At 57.1% G+C, this 18,539-nt stretch carries 17 protein-coding genes; 12 read left to right on the forward strand and 5 right to left on the reverse strand.

What is annotated here, in order from left to right; all coding sequences use genetic code 11:
- On the reverse strand, positions 1-261 hold a 261-nt coding region (locus HMPREF2635_RS02980; protein ID WP_246824833.1), incomplete at its 3' end, for a transposase.
- A gap of 524 nt (positions 262-785) precedes the next feature.
- On the opposite strand from HMPREF2635_RS02980, the gene HMPREF2635_RS13390 reads away from it, so the two are divergent.
- The 6 genes from HMPREF2635_RS13390 to HMPREF2635_RS03000 all read left to right on the forward strand — a co-directional run bounded on the left by HMPREF2635_RS13390 (position 786) and on the right by HMPREF2635_RS03000 (position 8,199).
- Positions 786-929, forward strand: coding sequence for a hypothetical protein (locus HMPREF2635_RS13390; RefSeq protein ID WP_158010520.1), 144 nt, complete (start codon positions 786-788; stop codon positions 927-929).
- A 76-nt stretch (positions 930-1,005) separates the two neighbouring features.
- Positions 1,006-2,484 carry an ABC transporter ATP-binding protein gene (locus HMPREF2635_RS02985; protein WP_049157201.1) on the forward strand — a complete coding sequence of 493 codons (1,479 nt, stop codon included), beginning with the start codon at positions 1,006-1,008 and terminating at the stop codon, positions 2,482-2,484.
- A complete protein-coding gene (locus tag HMPREF2635_RS02990) occupies positions 2,477-4,924 on the forward strand; it encodes a class III lanthionine synthetase LanKC N-terminal domain-containing protein (RefSeq protein WP_070509932.1) in 2,448 nt (815 codons plus the stop codon). The genes HMPREF2635_RS02985 and HMPREF2635_RS02990 overlap by 8 nt, the downstream gene beginning before the upstream one ends.
- Positions 4,908-6,173: a hypothetical protein gene (locus HMPREF2635_RS13215; protein ID WP_141745876.1), complete on the forward strand. Its 1,266-nt coding sequence runs from the start codon at positions 4,908-4,910 to the stop codon at positions 6,171-6,173. The genes HMPREF2635_RS02990 and HMPREF2635_RS13215 overlap by 17 nt, the downstream gene beginning before the upstream one ends.
- Positions 6,174-6,830, forward strand: a complete 657-nt coding sequence (locus HMPREF2635_RS02995) for an ABC transporter ATP-binding protein (RefSeq protein ID WP_049157198.1) — start codon at positions 6,174-6,176, stop codon at positions 6,828-6,830. It begins immediately after the preceding gene.
- Entirely contained in the window at positions 6,823-8,199 is a 1,377-nt protein-coding gene (locus HMPREF2635_RS03000) for a hypothetical protein (RefSeq protein WP_141756298.1), read from the forward strand. Before HMPREF2635_RS02995 ends, HMPREF2635_RS03000 begins: the two co-directional genes overlap by 8 nt.
- On the opposite strand, the gene HMPREF2635_RS12885 is transcribed toward HMPREF2635_RS03000, so the two are convergent.
- Positions 8,196-8,687, reverse strand: a complete 492-nt coding sequence (locus tag HMPREF2635_RS12885; protein ID WP_232751593.1) for a Mu transposase domain-containing protein — start codon at positions 8,685-8,687, stop codon at positions 8,196-8,198. The genes HMPREF2635_RS03000 and HMPREF2635_RS12885 overlap by 4 nt on opposite strands.
- Positions 8,688-8,973: 286 nt before the next feature.
- The gene (locus HMPREF2635_RS03005) at positions 8,974-9,717 is read right to left on the reverse strand and encodes a TetR/AcrR family transcriptional regulator (protein ID WP_070509935.1); all 744 of its coding nucleotides are present in this window, start codon (positions 9,715-9,717) and stop codon (positions 8,974-8,976) included.
- A 175-nt stretch (positions 9,718-9,892) separates the two neighbouring features.
- Between HMPREF2635_RS03005 and HMPREF2635_RS03010 the strand changes: the two genes are divergently transcribed.
- Positions 9,893-10,855: a malate dehydrogenase gene (locus HMPREF2635_RS03010; RefSeq protein ID WP_070517916.1), complete on the forward strand. Its 963-nt coding sequence runs from the start codon at positions 9,893-9,895 to the stop codon at positions 10,853-10,855.
- Here HMPREF2635_RS03010 and panC read toward each other — a convergent pair.
- Together panC and panB are read right to left on the reverse strand one after the other, a co-directional pair.
- Positions 10,852-11,673, reverse strand: a complete 822-nt coding sequence (panC, locus tag HMPREF2635_RS03015) for a pantoate--beta-alanine ligase (protein ID WP_070546348.1) — start codon at positions 11,671-11,673, stop codon at positions 10,852-10,854. The two genes, HMPREF2635_RS03010 and panC, sit on opposite strands and share 4 nt — an antisense overlap.
- Positions 11,674-11,683: 10 nt before the next feature.
- The gene (gene panB / locus HMPREF2635_RS03020) at positions 11,684-12,505 is read right to left on the reverse strand and encodes a 3-methyl-2-oxobutanoate hydroxymethyltransferase (RefSeq protein WP_070546346.1); all 822 of its coding nucleotides are present in this window, start codon (positions 12,503-12,505) and stop codon (positions 11,684-11,686) included.
- Between the two features lie 57 nt (positions 12,506-12,562).
- On the opposite strand from panB, the gene HMPREF2635_RS03025 reads away from it, so the two are divergent.
- Genes HMPREF2635_RS03025 through HMPREF2635_RS03045 form a run of 5 tightly spaced genes read left to right on the forward strand, consistent with a single transcriptional unit; the run spans position 12,563 to position 18,484 of the window.
- Entirely contained in the window at positions 12,563-15,301 is a 2,739-nt protein-coding gene (locus HMPREF2635_RS03025) for a valine--tRNA ligase (protein WP_070546344.1), read from the forward strand.
- Complete coding sequence (locus HMPREF2635_RS03030; RefSeq protein WP_070546342.1) at positions 15,301-16,830, forward strand: bifunctional tetrahydrofolate synthase/dihydrofolate synthase; 1,530 nt, start codon at positions 15,301-15,303, stop codon at positions 16,828-16,830. The genes HMPREF2635_RS03025 and HMPREF2635_RS03030 overlap by 1 nt, the downstream gene beginning before the upstream one ends.
- Complete coding sequence (locus HMPREF2635_RS03035; RefSeq protein WP_049157140.1) at positions 16,827-17,273, forward strand: DUF4233 domain-containing protein; 447 nt, start codon at positions 16,827-16,829, stop codon at positions 17,271-17,273. Before HMPREF2635_RS03030 ends, HMPREF2635_RS03035 begins: the two co-directional genes overlap by 4 nt.
- A 9-nt stretch (positions 17,274-17,282) precedes the next feature.
- Positions 17,283-18,167 carry an alpha/beta hydrolase gene (locus HMPREF2635_RS03040; RefSeq protein ID WP_070509952.1) on the forward strand — a complete coding sequence of 295 codons (885 nt, stop codon included), beginning with the start codon at positions 17,283-17,285 and terminating at the stop codon, positions 18,165-18,167.
- 5 nt (positions 18,168-18,172) lie between these two features.
- Positions 18,173-18,484 (forward strand): hypothetical protein, encoded by a 312-nt coding sequence (locus tag HMPREF2635_RS03045; protein ID WP_046648979.1) that lies wholly within the window; start codon positions 18,173-18,175, stop codon positions 18,482-18,484.
- The last annotated feature ends 55 nt before the right edge of the window (positions 18,485-18,539 follow it).

An 18,539-nucleotide genomic window follows, 5' to 3' on the forward strand; every position in this document is an offset into this window, starting at 1 on the left:
CGCTTTTGACAAAAACTCGTTATCCATCTTGGCCTCTGCCAACTCACGGCGCAGGCGAGCATTCTCAGCACGAAGATCAGCCTCACTCATCCCATCTGAGGCTCCTCGGCGTTCACGCTCGAGTTTGACCCACCGGCCTAAAAGCCCGGCGGAAACACCAATCTCTTTAGCCACATGGGCAATCGGGCGCTCTGACTCGATTACCAGGTTCGCGGCTTCACGCCGGTACTCCGGCGTGTACTTCTTGCGCTGTTGACTCACAATGAACATCCTCTCTCACGGACACAAGATCCGTACAAATAGGGTGTCCACTAAACGAGGGTAACCTCACGGAATCATGAACATCTACTTTCCGGGGTCAGGCCCGTACCCACACACAAACCATCAGACACTCTCAAATGAACTGGACCGAATTCCTAGACCACTCCAACCCCAAGTGGGGCTCTGTCAGCACAAAGCCAGGTAGTGATCGAAAGATTACCGTCTACAAGTCCCCAACCAGAGGACAGCTCCCATCAACTACCCACACGACGAAAACCGGAGGACACGTCACCCTTTCAAGTCTGTGACCTCCGGTCGTCGCAGTCCGGGAACCGTTCGATACGAAGTCAAGTGGCGGTCGAGTCGCAACTTCTTGCGATGCCTGCCTGCAAAGCGGAATAAGTCTCAAATGCCCACGATTAATTCCCGGTTAATTCTTTGTAAACACTGATCCTCATTCATTGACCGGCAGTCTTGGCATAAATAGTCTGACCGATACAACCTAGCTCAGGAAAGGAGGCGACATGAACATCCGTACACTGCAGGCCATGGTCGACGAAACCGACCTTGCAATGAAGAGTGAGGAACGGAAGGAGAGCACCTTCAGCCAGAATCACTGCGGCGACAACGACGTCAGCACCATCACTTGGTCTTACTGTGGAAACTAGCGCCTAGTAAAGCAATGTATCCGATTATACTGGCGGGAGGGGGCCTCTCCCGCCAGTCTACTTTAGTGGGTAGCTCATGATTATGGAAATCGCCAGACGCTTTCGCCGTTGGGGAGTTACGAGCCAGATTATTTGGTGTCTTGCGTTTTCAAGCGCCTTCGCAGGATTCTCTATAGTACAGCCCGCCCTACTAGCGAAGCTAATTGACGGCTCTAACAACGTTGGGGAGAGTCTCGAAGAGCAAGCACTAGCCCTATTACTGGTAGTAGTTCTTGCAACCACTTTCAATGCGCTATTGATTCGACAAGAAGGGCGCTTGATTGCCAAAATAAGAGGATCTCTTCAAAAAGACCTAATCTCAACGGTCGACGCAAACCAGTTTGAGCTGAACCACGGGAGAGGACTACAAGTTGTCGTTGGCGATACTGATACAGTTGCACACTACATCGTAGGACTGCTAAGCAAGATACTTCCTGGGGCGGGAATGTTCATTTTCGCCTTCATAGCCCTTTTGCGTATTGATACAATATTGACGCTCTTAGTGCTAGCGATGGGAGTTTCCCTTTCAGCATTGAGTGTGCCATTTCTAAAACGCATGGCTCGGGCGGAACAGGCAAACCTCCGCTCTCGAGATGAACTAAGCGACACCCTATTGACATACTTCTCGGTCGCCAAGGTAGCAACACTGAATGGGCGTCTTGAACACCTAAAAAAAATCGTAACAAACAGTTTTGATAATTTACAGCAAGCAACCTACCGGTCAGCCACTATACAAGCTCAGTTTGCACCATTTAATGGTTCTATAGTACCCATCCTGGCCGTCACAACTTTGGGCGTAGCGTCATGGCGAGTGCGGGTAGGAGCCATGGATCCTTCGGAACTCATCGAGTTTCTAATGTACATGTTCATATTAATGGCACCACTGCTTCGGGCTTTATCTTTGGCCAGCCAACGGGCAAAGGCACACACTGCGTGGCGTGAAATTTCCACTCTAAATGATATTGAGAATCCTCGAAAGGCCCTGCCGGAACGAGTCTTAAAAGTCCTGGATAGAAACCAGCAAAAGCTGCTGGATTCAACTGGCATCACCATAATTTTGGGTCCTAGCGGCATCGGTAAGACTACGCTCCTGCACGACGTTGCAGCCACGGTCGGGCCCACCGACACTGCCTTTGTAAGTCAAGAACCGAAGCTACTTCCACATACTCTTGAAGATACCTTACAGCTATATGGAAGTGGACCAGACTCCGAGCGATTCATGAACAACTTGAGTTGTCTGCGAATGCCCGATTGCACGTTGACGACCACTATCGCCCGCATGTCCGGAGGCGAGAGACAAAGAGTGGCTATTGCTGCTGCGCTCTCATCTAACAAAGAAACGCTAATCCTGGATGAACCAACTTCTTCTCTTGGCACGGACGATCAACGAGATCTCGCAAAGCTACTACGCAACCACGTCAACAATGGTGCGAGGGTAATACTGTCCACGCACAACTCCGACTTCGTTGAATTTATGCTGCCGGCTAACGTATTGGAGCTTGAGGAAAATGTTTAACTTCGAAGGAGCTCTCCTTCGCTCGCGAAGATTTTACGCACTCCCAACTCTGGAGGACACCACAGAGGATTTCTTGACGGGAGAGCTCGATGGTTATGTACTCCGACGGGGCGAATATTGGACCAGCTATCGGCTAATCGGTTCCGATATTTCCCCTCAAGGCTGGAAGATACATATCTCATCAAGTCCGACCGACCTTGATGAAGTCGTAACTCAAACATTAGCGGTTATTGATGAGTATCGGTTGCACTTCAAGATAGTCAATACACGGGACTCATACTTTCTTGCAAACAGTAAAAATGCTAATCGCACATCGGCAGGGAAGCTGATAACTATTTACCCCGACAAAGCATCCTTTGAAAAAGTAGTAATCGCCCTTGCCTCTAGGCTTAAACCATTTGACGGGCCTGAAATTCTAACCGACCTGCCCGGTCCCGTTCCCTGCATCCACTTCAGGTATGGAGCTTTCGTCCCAATGGTCAATGCCGACGGAGAGTACTGCTTATTGAATGACGATGGAGACCTCGTTCCTGACCGCCGCGAGGTCTTGGACCCAGTGCAAAGTCCCGAGACAGACTTAAAGATCGTGCATGAGGCTGTTGCCCGTCTGCAAAGCGGGAGGACTCTCGATGTTTCAAATGTCACTCTCGTAAAGCAGTCGAACGCCGGCGGAATATACCGCTGCACTTTTGATGGAAAGAAAGCGTTCTTGAAGCTTGGCCGGAAATTTGCAGGTTTTGATCAAGACTTGAACGACGGAGCCTTTCGAGTCAAGAACGAGCACACACAACTAAGCAGACTTATAAGCTCTGGTGCGACTCCAAGAGTTCTTGCTTTAACCGAGTTAGCCACTGATGTCGCGCTAATAACAGAAGATTTAGAATGCCTAGATCTTCATCAGTTTAAGAAAGCGAAATTTCCACTATATGCGAGAAATGGCGACGATTGGGTTCCTTATCTTCGCGAAGTGCTGAAAGTTGCAACTCGGCTGGAAAAGCGCATAAAGCTGTTACATTACAGTGAGGTATACCATCGCGACCTCCACGGTCGTAATGTTCTAACTGATGGCGAAGAAGTGTATTTCGTAGACTTTGAGGAGGCTACAAATTCTTCGGACGACGTTCCCGGAAGCTCTAAAGCACAAGGCTACGCCAATTTCAACGTAAACGATGCGGAAGAATCCGACTGGTTCGCCTTTAGACAAATTATTCAGGAACTGACCTTCGGGAATACACGAGTAAATCAATTCAACGAGGCCGGCTGGGATCGCAGATGGGATGACCCCTATGAAAGTATGCTGAATGATCACAGAGTATCCACGCTGTTGAAACAGCTAAGGAAGCTCGCCGCTGTTGATGGTCGTCTGAGAAACCCCCTACTAGACCCTTCCTTCTCGGACTCAAAAAAACCTACGATTACAGCAAGAACAATGAGGCAGAAGATCAGTCATGATGCCGAGCTTTGCATCCGCGAAACTGGCAGCATCTCAGTCTCACCTGATCGCCTTGAAAATGGCGCAGGGTATTGCCTGGAATTTGCGTATCTCAAGACAGCTCTACAAGCCGACTGGGATTTAGCTCGAGTCGTACCTAGTTTTTTGCAGCACAGTCAATCATCCTACGGTGTTGGGCTTCCTGAGATCATAGACCGACTGGAAGAGCAGTACCAGTCCATCGAGGCCCCAGCTGCAAGCATCTCACGATCCGAAGTACTGCAGCTCCTGTTGATTGCACGATTCTCGAGCCAAGTTTGTGCATACCAAGGAGTAGTACGTAAGTGGATTCTTCGTATTGCAAAGCAAGCACGGAGTTTACACTTCGAAAAGCCCTTGCATGAGAACTCTAACCGGCCGAACGACCAGCGTACAGGCCTGCTGTATGGGCCTCTGGGATTGGCATGGATTTTGTCTCTCTGGTTGGAAGAAATGCATGAATCCGATGTTGCACTAGCAAAAGAAGCCATTACCTACTTAGTTGAACAGGAATTGACGAACTACGACTCCAATAGTGAAGGAGCTCTATTCGCCGTCCAGGGTAACCGCCTACTTCCGTACCTCAGCACAGGGAGCGCCGGATTCGGTCTACTCTTGCCAATGATAAAGAAGACTCTAGGCGGCGATTGGCTGCGCCCAGAGGCAGAACGTCTGCTGAACGCTGTGGACACTGAATTCAGCATTTGTAGTGGCCTCGCGAACGGGATGATGGGGCTCATAGTGGGAACCGCTGGAATTAGCAGCTACCTGGATCGTCCATATTCAGTACCTGCCCTCTACAGGCGGGTGCGCAGATTACTACCGATGGATAGCGCGGGAGACCTTTTCTTAGACGATTCTTCCCTTCGCTATGTTTTTGATGTATCAGAAGGTGCAGGAGGGTTCATACTTTTGCCTGGACTTCTCAGGATTGTTTCAATGGAGGCGCTCGATGATTTTGAATTATGATCAAAAGACAGGAAGCTTTCATGCAGCCACTCATACTTCGGGCTCGCCTGATATTGCAGTCCTAGATTCATTTTGTGCAGTCACGAACATAATTGAGCTCGTTGAGTTCAGAGTCCTTCTGTGCATCTATGATCCAACTGGCCACGAAAGATGGTACTTGCGTGTGTTGTTTGCAGATGCTCCAACTCGAGCCGAGACTCTCCCTGTAGCGGAGCCAGTACTCCTAGTGGATCGTAACAAGCCTGAAATCTTTATAAAAGTTTGGAGGTCGGGACATATTGAGTCTTTGCGGTGCAGGTTTGTGCATGGCGAACTTGAGTGGGAATTTTGCTCTCCGGATGCAAACGCAGAGTATCGCGTAATTTCTGAAACCTGGCCATTTAGAAAACTCCCACCGGAAGTATTGGAATCTGGAGCTTCAATTCATTACATTTCAGAAAATTTCTCCGCGACTGATGCTCAATCGCTATTGCAACAATCTATCAGGGCTACAGATGAGGTGTCCTCCGACTTTCTTCAACGGCTATCGTGCGACATCCAACAGTATTGGAGGTCATCACTTTCTTGGCCAGTCTTTGATTTAGCACACTCATCTAGCATCTGTGATGTTGAGATTTCCACAGCAGATTCTGTCAACAATGATTGTGACACGTACTTAGTGCACTCGTATGGGGTTTATGGCCAACGAGTTGCAGACGCCACAACTACGTTTGAAGGCTCGAATCTACTTAGGGTTCGGGAGCTGCTTTTGCCTCAGCCACGAGACTGTCTCGCAGACTATGCCGATGATTTGAGCTGCATTTCAAAACATTTTGCGACCAAAGGTCGGGTGGTTGCTAGCACCGTCTCTGCTGGTTCGGTGCCCCTTACTCTGTCGATCGCTAAGGAGCGAACCGCCTATTCGGGCCTGATATTTGATCGATGCATCTCAGCAAAGGGTTCCTCATATTTGTCAGACCTTGATAATCAACATATTTTACAAAGGTTGCCATTCTCTTCCCGACGTTTGCTCAGAAAAGGCTTCGAAGTCGCTCAAAAAGACCTACCAATCTTGTCATTTTCATCTATGTACGATTCACGTATTAGTAACAGGGACCAGCTCCGCTTCGGCTTGAATCTGCGCGAAGACCTTATCCAACTACATGTTTCCGGGGGACATGCCAATACGCCATGGGATGTTGATCGGTTAAAGAGAATCATTGGCATGGCATTCTTGATAAATTTTCTTCCTACAGTGAAGGACCGGTAGATGTTTGAGGTTATTGACGCTGGATTTCAATTCACGGTGCAGAACAGGAAGGATTGGCTATTCCGGAATGTGAACTTCTCGATTGCGAATGGCGAAGTGGTAGCCCTCATGGGGCCGTCTGGGTCAGGCAAGACCACTCTGCTTAATGGACTCGCTGGTATTGGGCGGTTATCCGAAGGTAAGAGCGTGCTTGATGGAATCCAGATATCGGGCCTGCCAAAACGAAAGGTGCGTAAACATCTAAGGGATTCTGTATCAATAGTTTTCCAAGACCACCTATTGATTCCGGGATTAAACCTGCTTGAGAACGCGGAGTTGTCTTGGGCCTTGTCGGGTAAGCCGAAGGGGATCTCCCCCAAAACAGTTTTAGACAGCTTGGCTATTGGAACAGAAAGGAACTCTCTGCCTGAAGAAGTCTCAGGTGGACAAGCACAGCGGGCAGCAATCGCGCGGGCCTTGGCTAGTGGCCCAAAGTTGTTATTCGCCGATGAGCCGACAGGGAGCTTGGACGAAAAGAACGCACATCGGGCTTTTGGTGAAATCAAAAACTGGTGCGGTTCACAGGGGGGACACGGTCTAATCGTTACCCATGATCCGGTCATTGCAAAGCTATGTGATCGTATTGTTCGTTTGGACGGCGGGACAATCAATGGATAATCCCAATCGCGATCAAGCAATCTCGCTTAAAGTTACAAAATCGTATTTTCGAGCGTCGTTAGGTCCCAACGTTGCAGCTGCGGTAGCTATCGGTTTTTCAATCGGCGTACTTGCAGCTGTTCTTAATACCCGAGCCGCGACTGAAGGTACAGCAGTGGGTGAGGCTGTCACGGTGAATGTAGCGACAAATGTTGCTATCTCTTGGACGATTGCCTCGATTTTCTGCATTCCGCAGATAGTGAATAGAGCGTTTACCAAACTTGACTATTTCATCGGTTGTCTACAAATTGTGGGATGGCCGGCTCGACGGTACCTTGTCATGCTCATCGCACAGCTCCTATTCATCGAAGTCTTGGCTATCTTACTTTCTTATCCTGTAGCTGTACTCTTTCAGCGGTTAGTGATGCTGATTTCCCGTCGGGACTCTGACGATTTGTTGTACCCTGGTCAGTTTTTTGAGCCGATATCGCTGAATTCAATTTTGATGGCTACGCTCATAATCACTGTTAGCGTTTTCATTGTCGGCATTATCACGTTCATTGGTTACGCTTTGAAGCAGAAGACTCAGGCATCGGGAGCGAAGCCTGTACGTGTTTCAATTGACGGGCTCAATAGGCTGCGGTGGGGAGACTTGGCCGCTGTACTGCCCGTCGTCTTTCTTGTAATAGCGGTCCAGGCTGGTGCTCAAGCAGGACTTTTTGTCATTCTAGCTATGGTATCTGCCTTGTTTTGGCTATGTAGTCGCTTTATTCTGCACATCGTCAGAGCGATAGAGAAAGGTACTACCCGATTGGCTGGTGTCACTCCCGGGATAGCTGTACTGGGCGCATTCTCTGCAGAGCTTCATAATATGACGAAGTCTATCGTCTTGCCGTTGTCCTACGTGCTGGGCATTCCAGCTATTGTCCTTTCAGTTTCACACACAGAGGCTGACGCATTAAATCAAGTGGGTGGGGGAATCCAGAATTGGGATTTTCTTGTAATGCTTGGTTTGCCCCTGTTCTTTGTAGGAATATTGTCGGTCACATCATTTCTAATGGCTGTAGATCAGGTCACGATTACAACTGACCGACTTAATAAAATTGGGTTTCCTGTCTCGGTGATCTATCTTGTCAGATTCGCAGGTTTACCATTTCTGTTTATGTGTGTCAGCCTTGGGATTGCAGCTATATTCGCACTGGTCAGCTCGATCATTCATGTGATAGTTCTTGGTTCGTCGATAAAATTTGCAATCGCCGGGCTGTCAATGATGGTCTCGCTATTATTAGCCGGGGCACTCTATTTATCTTTCATCCTGTTCGGGCTCTTCTACTCCCTTTGGAAATACCTTCACCACAAGTACATCGCTGACCACCGTTCGAGGAACTAAGTGAAGCATGTTTCTCTTCGGCTGGTCGTCTGCAAGTGGCTAGAGAATGCAACCACTTCTTCATTCAGCCGCTGCATCAGACACTCACTTCTTCCGATGACTTTGCGTGTTACCGGACCAACTTTGCTGGCTTCGCGATATAAGTAGTCGCTTGTCCACAGTCCACGATTGGAGTCCATTCCAGATGGAATGTGCTCGTAGCCAGTGACATAGGCCCCACGCTTATGCGAAACCCGGTGGGTTGACACGGTTGCCCGGTCAAAGAGGGTCAACAGCTGGCCGGTGATACGCACATCGACAGTGCGGCCAACAAGCTGGCGCGGAACGGAGTAGCCCACTGTTGCAACCGTGATGTGGAAATCCGGGGCCACTTTTGCCCGTTTCCATTCGGTGTGTTGCCACGGGGTTGTCGGCAGATCCGTAAGCAGATGCTGTTCGTGTTCTTCAAAGAGATCCCGGCGGCTTGACTGCTGGCTGCGAAACGGCACGGACGTGTTTGATTGCGTCGACGAAGCCCACAATCTTTTCAGTGAGCTCGTCAAGGTTAACACACACTGGTGGCCATTAAGCGGCTCTTCCGGTTTCAGAGTGCGTAGTGAGGTGAGGTTGGCCACGACGAGTTCAGCGGGTCACGGGTCTGACCCCCGACGTGTCTACTTTCCGGGGGCCAGGACCCATCTCCACACCAAAACGGCGCCGGGATGGGTCTTTGCGTGCATGCTGAGCGGGTAGGGCGGGGACTATGGGCCGCTGGCGCCATATGGGGGTGATGAGCTATTCGTAGAGACCCGTGGGCACGTCGCCCTCATCCTCGGTGGAGTAGACATCCAAGGGTGCTGACTCGGCGTCAAGCTCAGTTTCGTTCTGAGCGAGGTAGGACTCAAAACCGATGTCGGGGATATTCGCTGTGAGGAAGGCCAGCACGGCATCGACGGCCATGCGGTGTAGGCCTTCGGTGTTGTTGTGGGTATGCATGTCGATGTCGAGCAGGTTGCTCATCATCGCGTGATTCGTCACCCGGTACATCGTGAGCGCAGAAATCAACGTGAAGATGTCGTTGGCGGAAATGCCTGGGCGGAACGCGCCGGAATCTTGGCCCAGCATAAGCAGCCGGTCTAGGTGGAGGGAGATCTCGGAAACGTCGACAAGCGCCTGCGAGGACTCCAGCACACTGTGGGAGGATTCCATCGTCAGCATCCGAATGGCTTCAGGGTTATCCACATGCTGGCGGAACAACCAATCCACCAAGGTGCGCACGCCCTCGACCGGAACGGCGGAGTTGATCTCCAGGCTGCCCTCCGGCGGGTTGAGGCGCCGCGCCGCCGCCGCCAAGGCTTGCTGGTAGAGGCCCTTCTTGTCCCCGAAGTAGTAGTGGATCATGCGCTTGGACATCCCAGACAGCTTCGACACGGATTCGAGCTTGGTCTCGGCATAGCCGTGCTCAGCAAACTCTGCAATCGCAACATCGATCACGCGCTCAACAGAGCCGGAGTCGACCGATGCAGTCTCAGTGCTCATGGAAAGTCCCGTCTAGTCGATGAATATGCGTACAGTTGTCCACTATGCCGAAAAAAGACGGTCATGGAGCTCAAGTACAAAGAACTCGCATCTTTCGGGGGTAAAATTACACCCCATGGGGGCGAAAAACGGGACTAGGCTGGGAAGGTGAGTACCGAGCCGAAAGGATTCACACATGACTGCTTCCCAACCCGTCAAGATTACCGTGACCGGCGCCGCCGGAAATATCGCTTACTCTCTGCTGTGGCGCATCGCTGCGGGCGATGTCTATGGCAAGGACACCCCGGTGGAGCTGGCTTTGCTGGAAATCCCGGACGCCATTGGCGCAGCTGAGGGCGTGGCGATGGAGCTTCATGATTCCGCATTCCCGCTGGTACGCGGCATCACCGTGACCGATGATCCGAATGTGGCCTTCAAGGACACCAAGGCCGCTTTCCTCGTGGGCTCCCGCCCGCGCACCAAGGGCATGGAGCGCGCAGACCTGCTGGAGGCTAACGGTGCCATCTTTACCGTGCAGGGCAAGGCGCTGAACGACGTCGCCGCGCGCGACGTCCGCGTCCTCGTCGTGGGTAACCCGGCCAACACTAACGCTTATATCGCTGCCAACAGTGCACCGGACCTGGACCCGAGCCAGTTCACCGCGCTCATGCGCCTGGACCACAACCGCACCCAGAGCCAGGTCTCCCTCAAGACGGGCATGCCCACCGCGGAGCTGACCAAGGTTGCCGTCTGGGGCAACCACTCTGCATCCCAGTTCCCGGACCTGACCTTCTCCAACGCGGAGGTTGATGAGACCTGGTACAAGGAAGAAATGATTCCGAAGGTGGCTAAGCGCGGCGCCGAGATCATTGCTGTGCGCGGCAAGTCCTCAGCCGCTTCCGCAGCGTCTGCGGCAGTGGACCACATGCACGACTGGATCCACGGCACCGAGGATTGGCGCACCGCAGCCGTCGTCTCCGATGGCTCCTATGGCGTGGACGAGGGCCTCGTCGCAGGTTTCCCCACCGTCGCCCGCGACGGCAAGTGGGAAATCGTTCAGGGTCTCGAGCTCAACGATTTCCAGAAGGAACGCATCGAGGCCTCTGTGCAGGAGCTGCGTGAGGAGCGCGAGGCCGTAGCCCACCTGCTCAAGGGCTAAGCCTCAAGCACCAAGTTATCGATGAGCCGCACCGGCCCCACCTGCGCCGCCACCAGCGCCAGGGCGGGCCGGTGTTGCGCATCAATGGGCTCCAGCGTGGCCGGGTCCACCACGGTGAGGTAGTCCACCATGACGCCGGGGGAGGAGGCGAGCTGGGCTTCAGCCTCGTCGAGGGAAGCACCGTCCCGCAGCGCAAAGAGCGCCTGGGACAGCGCCACGGCTTGCTCGCGCTCGGCAGGGCGCAGACGAGCGTTGCGGCTGGACTCGGCCACGCCGTCCGCTGCTCGCACGATGGGTGCGCTGACGATGTCGAGCGGCAGGTCAAGGTCCGCCACCAAGCGCCGAATAATGGCCACCTGCTGGGCATCCTTCTGCCCAAAGTAGGCGCGGTCGGGGCGTACGAGGTTGAACAGCTTGCTCACCACGGTGGCCACGCCGTCAAAGTGGCCGGGGCGCGAGGCTCCTTCCAAGACCGAGCCCATCTCGCCCGTGCGCACCCACACCCGCGGGGTGCCATCCGGGTACATCTCCTCCACGCTGGGGGCGAAGACAGCATCAACACCCAGCGAGTCCAGCAGCGCGGCATCCGCATCCAGATCGCGCGGGTAGGCGCGGTAGTCTTCGCAGTCGCCGAGGTCGGTGAACTGGAGGGGATTGACAAAGACCGAACACACCACGGTGTCGTTCTCTTCGCGGGCGCGGCGCACGAGGGACGCGTGGCCGTCGTGAAGCGCGCCCATCGTGGGCACCAAGCCCACGGTGCCGGAGACTGCGGCGCGGAAGGCACGGAGTTCAGATTTAGTTGTGAGGATCTGCATGGCCAAAACCTTAGTCCTCGAAGGACTCCTCGGCGTTGGGGAAGGAGCGCTCGCCCACATCCGCCACGTATTCCTTCGCACCCTCCAGCAGCGCACCGCGCAGGTCGGCGTAGCGGCGCACGAAGCGCGGCGCCTTGGGCCCGCCCAGGCCGAAGGCATCGGTCCACACCAGAATCTGGCCATCGGTCTGCGCACCCGCGCCGATGCCAATGGTGGGAATGGGCAGCTCCTTGGTGACCTCCCCAGCCAACGCGGCCGGGACCATCTCCAGCACCACGGCGAAGGCGCCGGCCTCGGCGAGGGCGCGGGCGTCGTCGTGAAGCTTGTCCGCACCGGCACCGCGGCCTTGGACCACGAAGCCGCCCAAGGCGTGGACCTGCTGGGGCGTGAAGCCGATGTGGGCGCAGACGGGGATGCCGGCGTCGACAAGCGCGGCGACAATGGGCGCGCGCTCGGCGCCGCCCTCCAACTTGACGCCTTGCGCCCCCGTTTCCTTCATGACGCGCACGGCAGACTCCAGGGCCTGGGTGGGGCCGGCCTCATAGGAACCAAAGGGCAGATCCACCACCACGAAGGCGCGGGAGGTGGCTGAGACCACGGCGCGGGCCAGCGGAATGATCTCATCGAGCGTGAGCGAGAGCGTGGTTTCGCGGCCCAACACCACGTTGGCCAGGGAATCGCCGACGAGCAGGAGATCGACCCCGGCTTCATCGAAGATTTCGGCGGTCATGCAGTCATAGCTCGTCAGGCACGGGAAGGCCTGAGAGTTTTCTTTGGCACGGGCGAAATGGCGGGTGCGGAGACGGGCGCGGCGGCCAGGATTGTGAGACATGCCCTTACTCTAGACAGGCCGCTGGTGCCAGTTGACGCACAGGGTAGAGTTGGCCAGGTGACTGATCAGAATAAAGAGCAACTCGTTGGCACCAACCGCGCGGACCAGCTTCCCAAGTCCTGGGAGCCGCAGGCAGTAGAGAAGGACCTCTACGAAGGCTGGGTAAGCGCCGGTTACTTCACCCCGGATGCGTCCTCGGAGGCGGAGCCTTATTCCATCGTGCTGCCGCCGCCGAACGTCACCGGCCAGCTACACATGGGCCACGCCCTGGACCACACTCTGATCGACTCCATCATTCGCCGCAAGCGCATGCAGGGCTATGCCACCTTGTGGCTGCCGGGTGCTGACCATGCCGGTATCGCCACACAGACCAAGGTGGAGGCCCGCCTGCGCGAGCAGGAAGGCAAGAAGCGCTGGGACTATGAGCGCGAAGAATTCATCAACAAGGTCTGGGAGTGGAAGGAAGAGTTCGGCGGCACCATCCAGAACCAGATGCGCGCCATCGGCGACTCCGTGGACTGGTCCCGCGAGCGCTTCACGCTGGACGATGGCCTCTCCCGCGCCGTGCAGACCATCTTCAAGACCCTCTACGACGAGGGCCTGATCTACCAGGCCAACCGCCTGGTCAACTGGTCCCCAGTGCTGGAGACCGCCGTCTCTGATATTGAGGTCGTGTACAAGGACGTCGAGGGCGAGCTCGTGTCCATTCGCTATGGCTCGCTGAACGACGATGAACCGCACCTCATCGTGGCCACCACCCGTGTGGAAACCATGCTGGGCGACGTCGCCATCGCCGTCCACCCCGAGGACGAGCGCTACGCCCACCTGGTGGGCAAGGAGCTGCCGCACCCCTTCCGCGATGATCTTAGCCTGAAGATCATCGCCGATGATTACGTGGACATGGAATTCGGTACCGGCGCGGTGAAGATCACCCCGGCGCACGATCCGAATGACTACGCCATGGGCCAGCGCCACGACCTGGACATGCCCACCATCATGGACACCACCGGACACATCGCGAACACCGGCACGAAGTTCGACGGCCTGACCCGCGAGGAAGCCCGCGTGGAGATCCGCGAGGCGCTGCGCGAGCAGGGCCGCATCGTCAAGGAGATCCGCCCCTACGTCCACTCCGTGGGCCACTCGGAGCGCTCCGGCGAGCCCATCGAGCCGCGCCTGAGCCTGCAGTGGTTCGTGGCCGTGGAGAAGATGGCGAAGATGTCTGGCGACGCCGTCCGCGAGGGCGATACCACCATCCACCCGAAGTCCCTGGAGCCGCGCTACTTCGAGTGGGTTGATGACATGCACGATTGGTGCATCTCCCGCCAGCTGTGGTGGGGCCACCGCATTCCAATCTGGTACGGCCCGGAGGGCGAGGACGGCCAGCGAGATATTGTCTGCCTCGGCCCCGACGAGGAAGCACCGGAAGGCTACGTCCAGGATCCGGACGTTCTGGACACCTGGTTCTCCTCCGCGCTGTGGCCTTTCTCCACGATGGGCTGGCCGGAAAAGACCGCCGATCTGGAGAAGTTCTTCCCCACGAACGTGCTGGTCACCGCCTATGACATCCTCTTCTTCTGGGTCGCCCGCATGATGATGTTCGGAACCTTCGCCGGCGCCCACACCCCGGAGCTGCTCGGTGAGGGCAAGGATGGCCGCCCGCAGGTTCCGTTCACCGACATCTACCTGCACGGCCTGGTGCGCGATGAGCAGGGCCGCAAGATGTCGAAGTCCCTGGGCAATGGCATCGACCCGATGGATTGGGTGCGCGACTATGGTGCGGACGCACTGCGTTTCACCCTGACTCGCGGCGCGAACCCGGGCGTGGACCTGCCGCTGGCTGTCGACGCTGCCGCCGCCGGTCGCAACTTCGCCACCAAGCTCTTCAACGCCACCAAGTTCGCGCTCATGAACGGCGCGGGCGTGGCTGAGCTGCCGGCACGCGACGCGCTGACCGACGCCGACCGTTGGATCCTCGACCGTTCCGAAGAGGTCCGCGCCAAGGTGGACGCCTACCTGGATGACTACCAGTTCGCCAAGGCCAATGAGCTGCTCTACCACTTCGTGTGGGATGAGCTGTGTGACTGGTACCTGGAGATTGCCAAGACCCAGATCCCGCGTGACTTCGATGGGGCGAGCGCCGAGGAGCAGGCCACCGGACGCACGACCCAGATCGTTCTGGGCCGCGTTCTTGACCTGGTTCTGCGCCTGCTGCACCCGACCATGCCGTTTGTCACCGAGGTCCTGTGGAAGGCTCTGACTGGCGGGGAGACCATTGTCACCGCGCAGTGGCCTACCCAGGAGCACACCAACGGTGGCGCGGAGAAGGATGAGGTGGCCGCGCGCCGCATTCAGGACGCCGACAAGCTCATCACCGAGCTGCGTCGCTTCCGCTCCGATCAGGGTGTCAAGCCTTCCCAGAAGGTCCCGGGCCGCCTCGACTTCGCCGCGGCCGACCTGCAGGAGCAGGAGGGGCTCATCCGCAACTTGGCCAACACCACGGAGCCGGGCGAAGACTTCACCGCCTCTGCTTCCATCGAGGTGCGCCTGTCCCAGGCCACCGTCGAGGTCACCCTGGATACCTCCGGCGCCGTCGACGTCGAAGCCGAGCGCAAGCGCCTGGAGAAGGATCTGGCCAAGGCCCAGAAGGAACTGGACCAGACCGGCAAGAAGCTGGGCAACGAGGCCTTCCTGTCCAAGGCGCCGGAGGCAGTCGTGGAGAAGATCCGCGTTCGCCAGCAGGTGGCCCAGGAAGAAGTCGAGCGCATCACCGCACGTCTGAAGGGACTCAAGTAGTGGCGGGGGAGAAAGACCGCGAGGAATTTGAGGTCGTCGATGCCCTCGCGGAGGGCACCGATGGCGGGCCGGTCGAAATCACCGACTCCGGCCTAACACTCAACCTCGGCGGCGAGGATGACTACGAGGAGGCAGCGCCCGAGCAGGCCACGCCGGAGGAGCTCGCGGAGCTGGCTCAGGTAACCGCGGAGCTCAACGCGCGCGCCCCAGAGACCATCATTGAGCCCAGCCTCGAGCGCATCGAGATGCTCATGGATCTGTTGGGCAATCCGGAGCGTTCCTTCCACGTCATCCAGGTCGCTGGAACCAACGGCAAGTCCTCGACCGCCCGCATGATCGATTCGCTGCTGCGCTCCTTCCACCGCCGCGTAGGCCTCGTCACCAGCCCCCACCTACAGCTGGTGACCGAGCGCATCGGCATCGACGGCCACCCCATCCACCCGCGCGACTTCGTGCGCATCTGGCGCGAAATCAAGCCTTATGTGGAGATGGTGGATTCCCGCTCCGACATTCCCATGTCCACCTTCGAAGTGCTTGTTGCCATTTCCTACGCAGCCTTTGCCGATGCCCCCATCGACGTCGCCGTCGTCGAGGTGGGCCTCGGCGGCACGTGGGATGCCACCAACGTGGTTAACGCGGAAGTGGCCGTGGTCATGCCGGTAGGCCTCGACCACACGGACTACCTCGGTGACACCATCACCGAGATCGCCGGTGAGAAGGCCGGCATTATCAAGGCCCGTGAGCACGATGCCGACGACGTGCTCACGCCGGGGGAGAACATCGCCATCATTGCCGAGCAAGACCCAGAAGCCATGCGGGTTATCCTGCAGCGCACCGTGGACGTCGGCGCTGGCGTGGCTCGCGCCGGCTCCGAATTCGCCGCGCTGGAATCCCGCATTGCGGTGGGCGGCCAGCAGCTCACGATCCAGGGTTTGGGCGGTCTCTACGAAGACATCTTCCTGCCCCTGCACGGCGAGCACCAAGCCAAGAACGCGGCCGTGGCGTTGGCGGCGGTGGAGGCGTTCTTCGGGGCGTCGGCGGGCCACCCACTCGACATTGCTTCGGTGCGCACCGGCTTTGCCAAGGCCATTTCCCCCGGCCGCTTGGAGCGCGTGCGCACGAGCCCCACGACCTTCCTGGATGCTTGCCACAACCCGCACGGCGCGAAGGCCCTGACCGCAGCGCTCGACCGAGACTTCGATTTCGCGCGCCTCATCGGCGTGGTATCCATCTTCACGGACAAGGATGCCGCCGGCATCCTCACTGCCCTCGAGTCGGTCCTCACGGAAGTCGTGATCACACAGAACACCTCGCCGCGCGCCCGCGATGCCTATGAGCTAGCGGAGCTGGCGCGCGACATCTTCGGTGAAGAACGGGTGTACGTCGAGCCCGACCTGCCTAGTGCCTATACTCAGGCCGTTGAATTGGCGGAGGACGCCGACGTGCAGTCCGGATCCGGCATCGTGATTACCGGCTCGGTGGTCACTGCTGGTGACGCCCGCGCACTCTTTGGAAAGGAGCCCGCATGAGCCCCCGCAAACCCATCCCTGAGGAGGAGATCGGCCCGCTCGGACTAGGCCAAGCACCGGCCAAGGATCCCCTCAAGCAATTCGGCGGCATGGTGGTGGCCAGCTCCCTCACCATGGAACTGATCACCCTGGTTCTGGCGCTGCCAATGCTGTACAAGCTGTATGACGGCACTCTGTGGACCCCGTTTAACTACGGCGTGGTGATCGGCTTTATGGTGCTACTGCTTGCATCCTTCCCCTTCATGAATAAGCCGTGGATCGTTGGGGCACAGATTGTCCTCCACATTATCGGCATTGTTCTCGGCTTCATGGTCCATTGGTCCGTGGCCACGATCTTCATCATCTTCGCCCTGCTCTGGGCGCTCGCGGCCTATATGCGCTCGGTGATCGTCGCCCGCATGGAACGCGGTTACCTCACCACGCAGCACCTGACTGAGAAGTAGGCCGCAGCGGTGTATATTCGCCCGGAGCTGCGCGCGGGCGCGGCGTTCATCTCACTGTGGGATCCAACCAATCCGCTGATCCGCCGCGCCGGGCGTGTAGTTCCCGCGCTGTGGCCCGCACCCTATATCCAGGGCGTGCGCACGCAGCAGGTGAAGAATTCCGATATCCGCGCGACCATCTATAGCCCGGAGAACCCGCGCGGCGCTGTGCTGTGGATCCACGGCGGAGGGCTGCTCATGGGCCATCCGCGCCAAGACGTCAAACACCTCAAGGAGACCGCCGCGGAAGTCGGTGTCACCGTCATTGCGCCGCACTACCGCTATGCCCCGGAGAACCCCTATCCGGCCGCGCTTGACGACGTCCACTCGGCCCACCACTGGCTCCTCACGCATGCGGAAGATCTGGGAATCAGCCCAGATCGGATTGTCATCGGCGGCCAAAGCGCCGGGGGAGGGCTCGCCGCCGCACTGTGCCAGCGCCTCCTAGATGAAGGCGGAATTCAGCCGGCGGGGCAGTGGCTCTTTTGCCCGATGCTCGATGACCGCGCTGCCTCCACCGACCGCAATCCCATCTGGGACGCGGACTCCAATGCGCAGGCTTGGCGCTACTACACCAACGGCAACCCAGACGCACCCTATGCCGTGCCCGGTCGCCGCGCGGAGTTAGCAGGTCTGCCACCGGCTTGGTTGTATGCGGGGAGCAGTGAGCTTTTCTACGACGAAATTGTGGACTACGCCGAGCGTCTGAAGTCTGCCGGCGTGCCCACGCAATGCGAGGTCGTAGACGGCGGCGTGCATGCCTTCGAGCTGTGGGCTCCCCATACCGCGGTGGCAAAGCGCCTGCTCATGAGTTCTCGCGCCTGGCTGCAGTCGACGCTGGACGCGCTACACTAACGGGCATGCTCTTTCTCCTCTATGGTCTTTCCGCGCTGCTGTGCATCGCCGCACTCGTGGCCAAGCTGTATGTTGGGGGCTTTGCGCTCCCGCTTGCGCTGATGCTCCCGGCCTTTGTGTTCCTCGTCGTGGGCATGCTCAAGCAGCAGCGCGATGAGAAGCCGGTGGAGTTTGCGGATCTGGAGGAGTGGCAGCGCGAGGATCTGAAAGGCCTGCTGGAGAGCGGTCAATACGGCACGGCCGTGCGCCAAGTGCAGCTGTGGTTTCGTGGCACGAGCCATGAGCGCGCGGAGGAAATCGTGCAACGTCTTACGTAGCGCTTAATAATTGGCCCACTGGCAGGACGCGGGAGCACCCATTCTGTACTATGTG

This window comes from Corynebacterium sp. HMSC035E02 (assembly GCF_001836065.1).
Lineage (GTDB): Bacteria > Actinomycetota > Actinomycetes > Mycobacteriales > Mycobacteriaceae > Corynebacterium > Corynebacterium hiratae.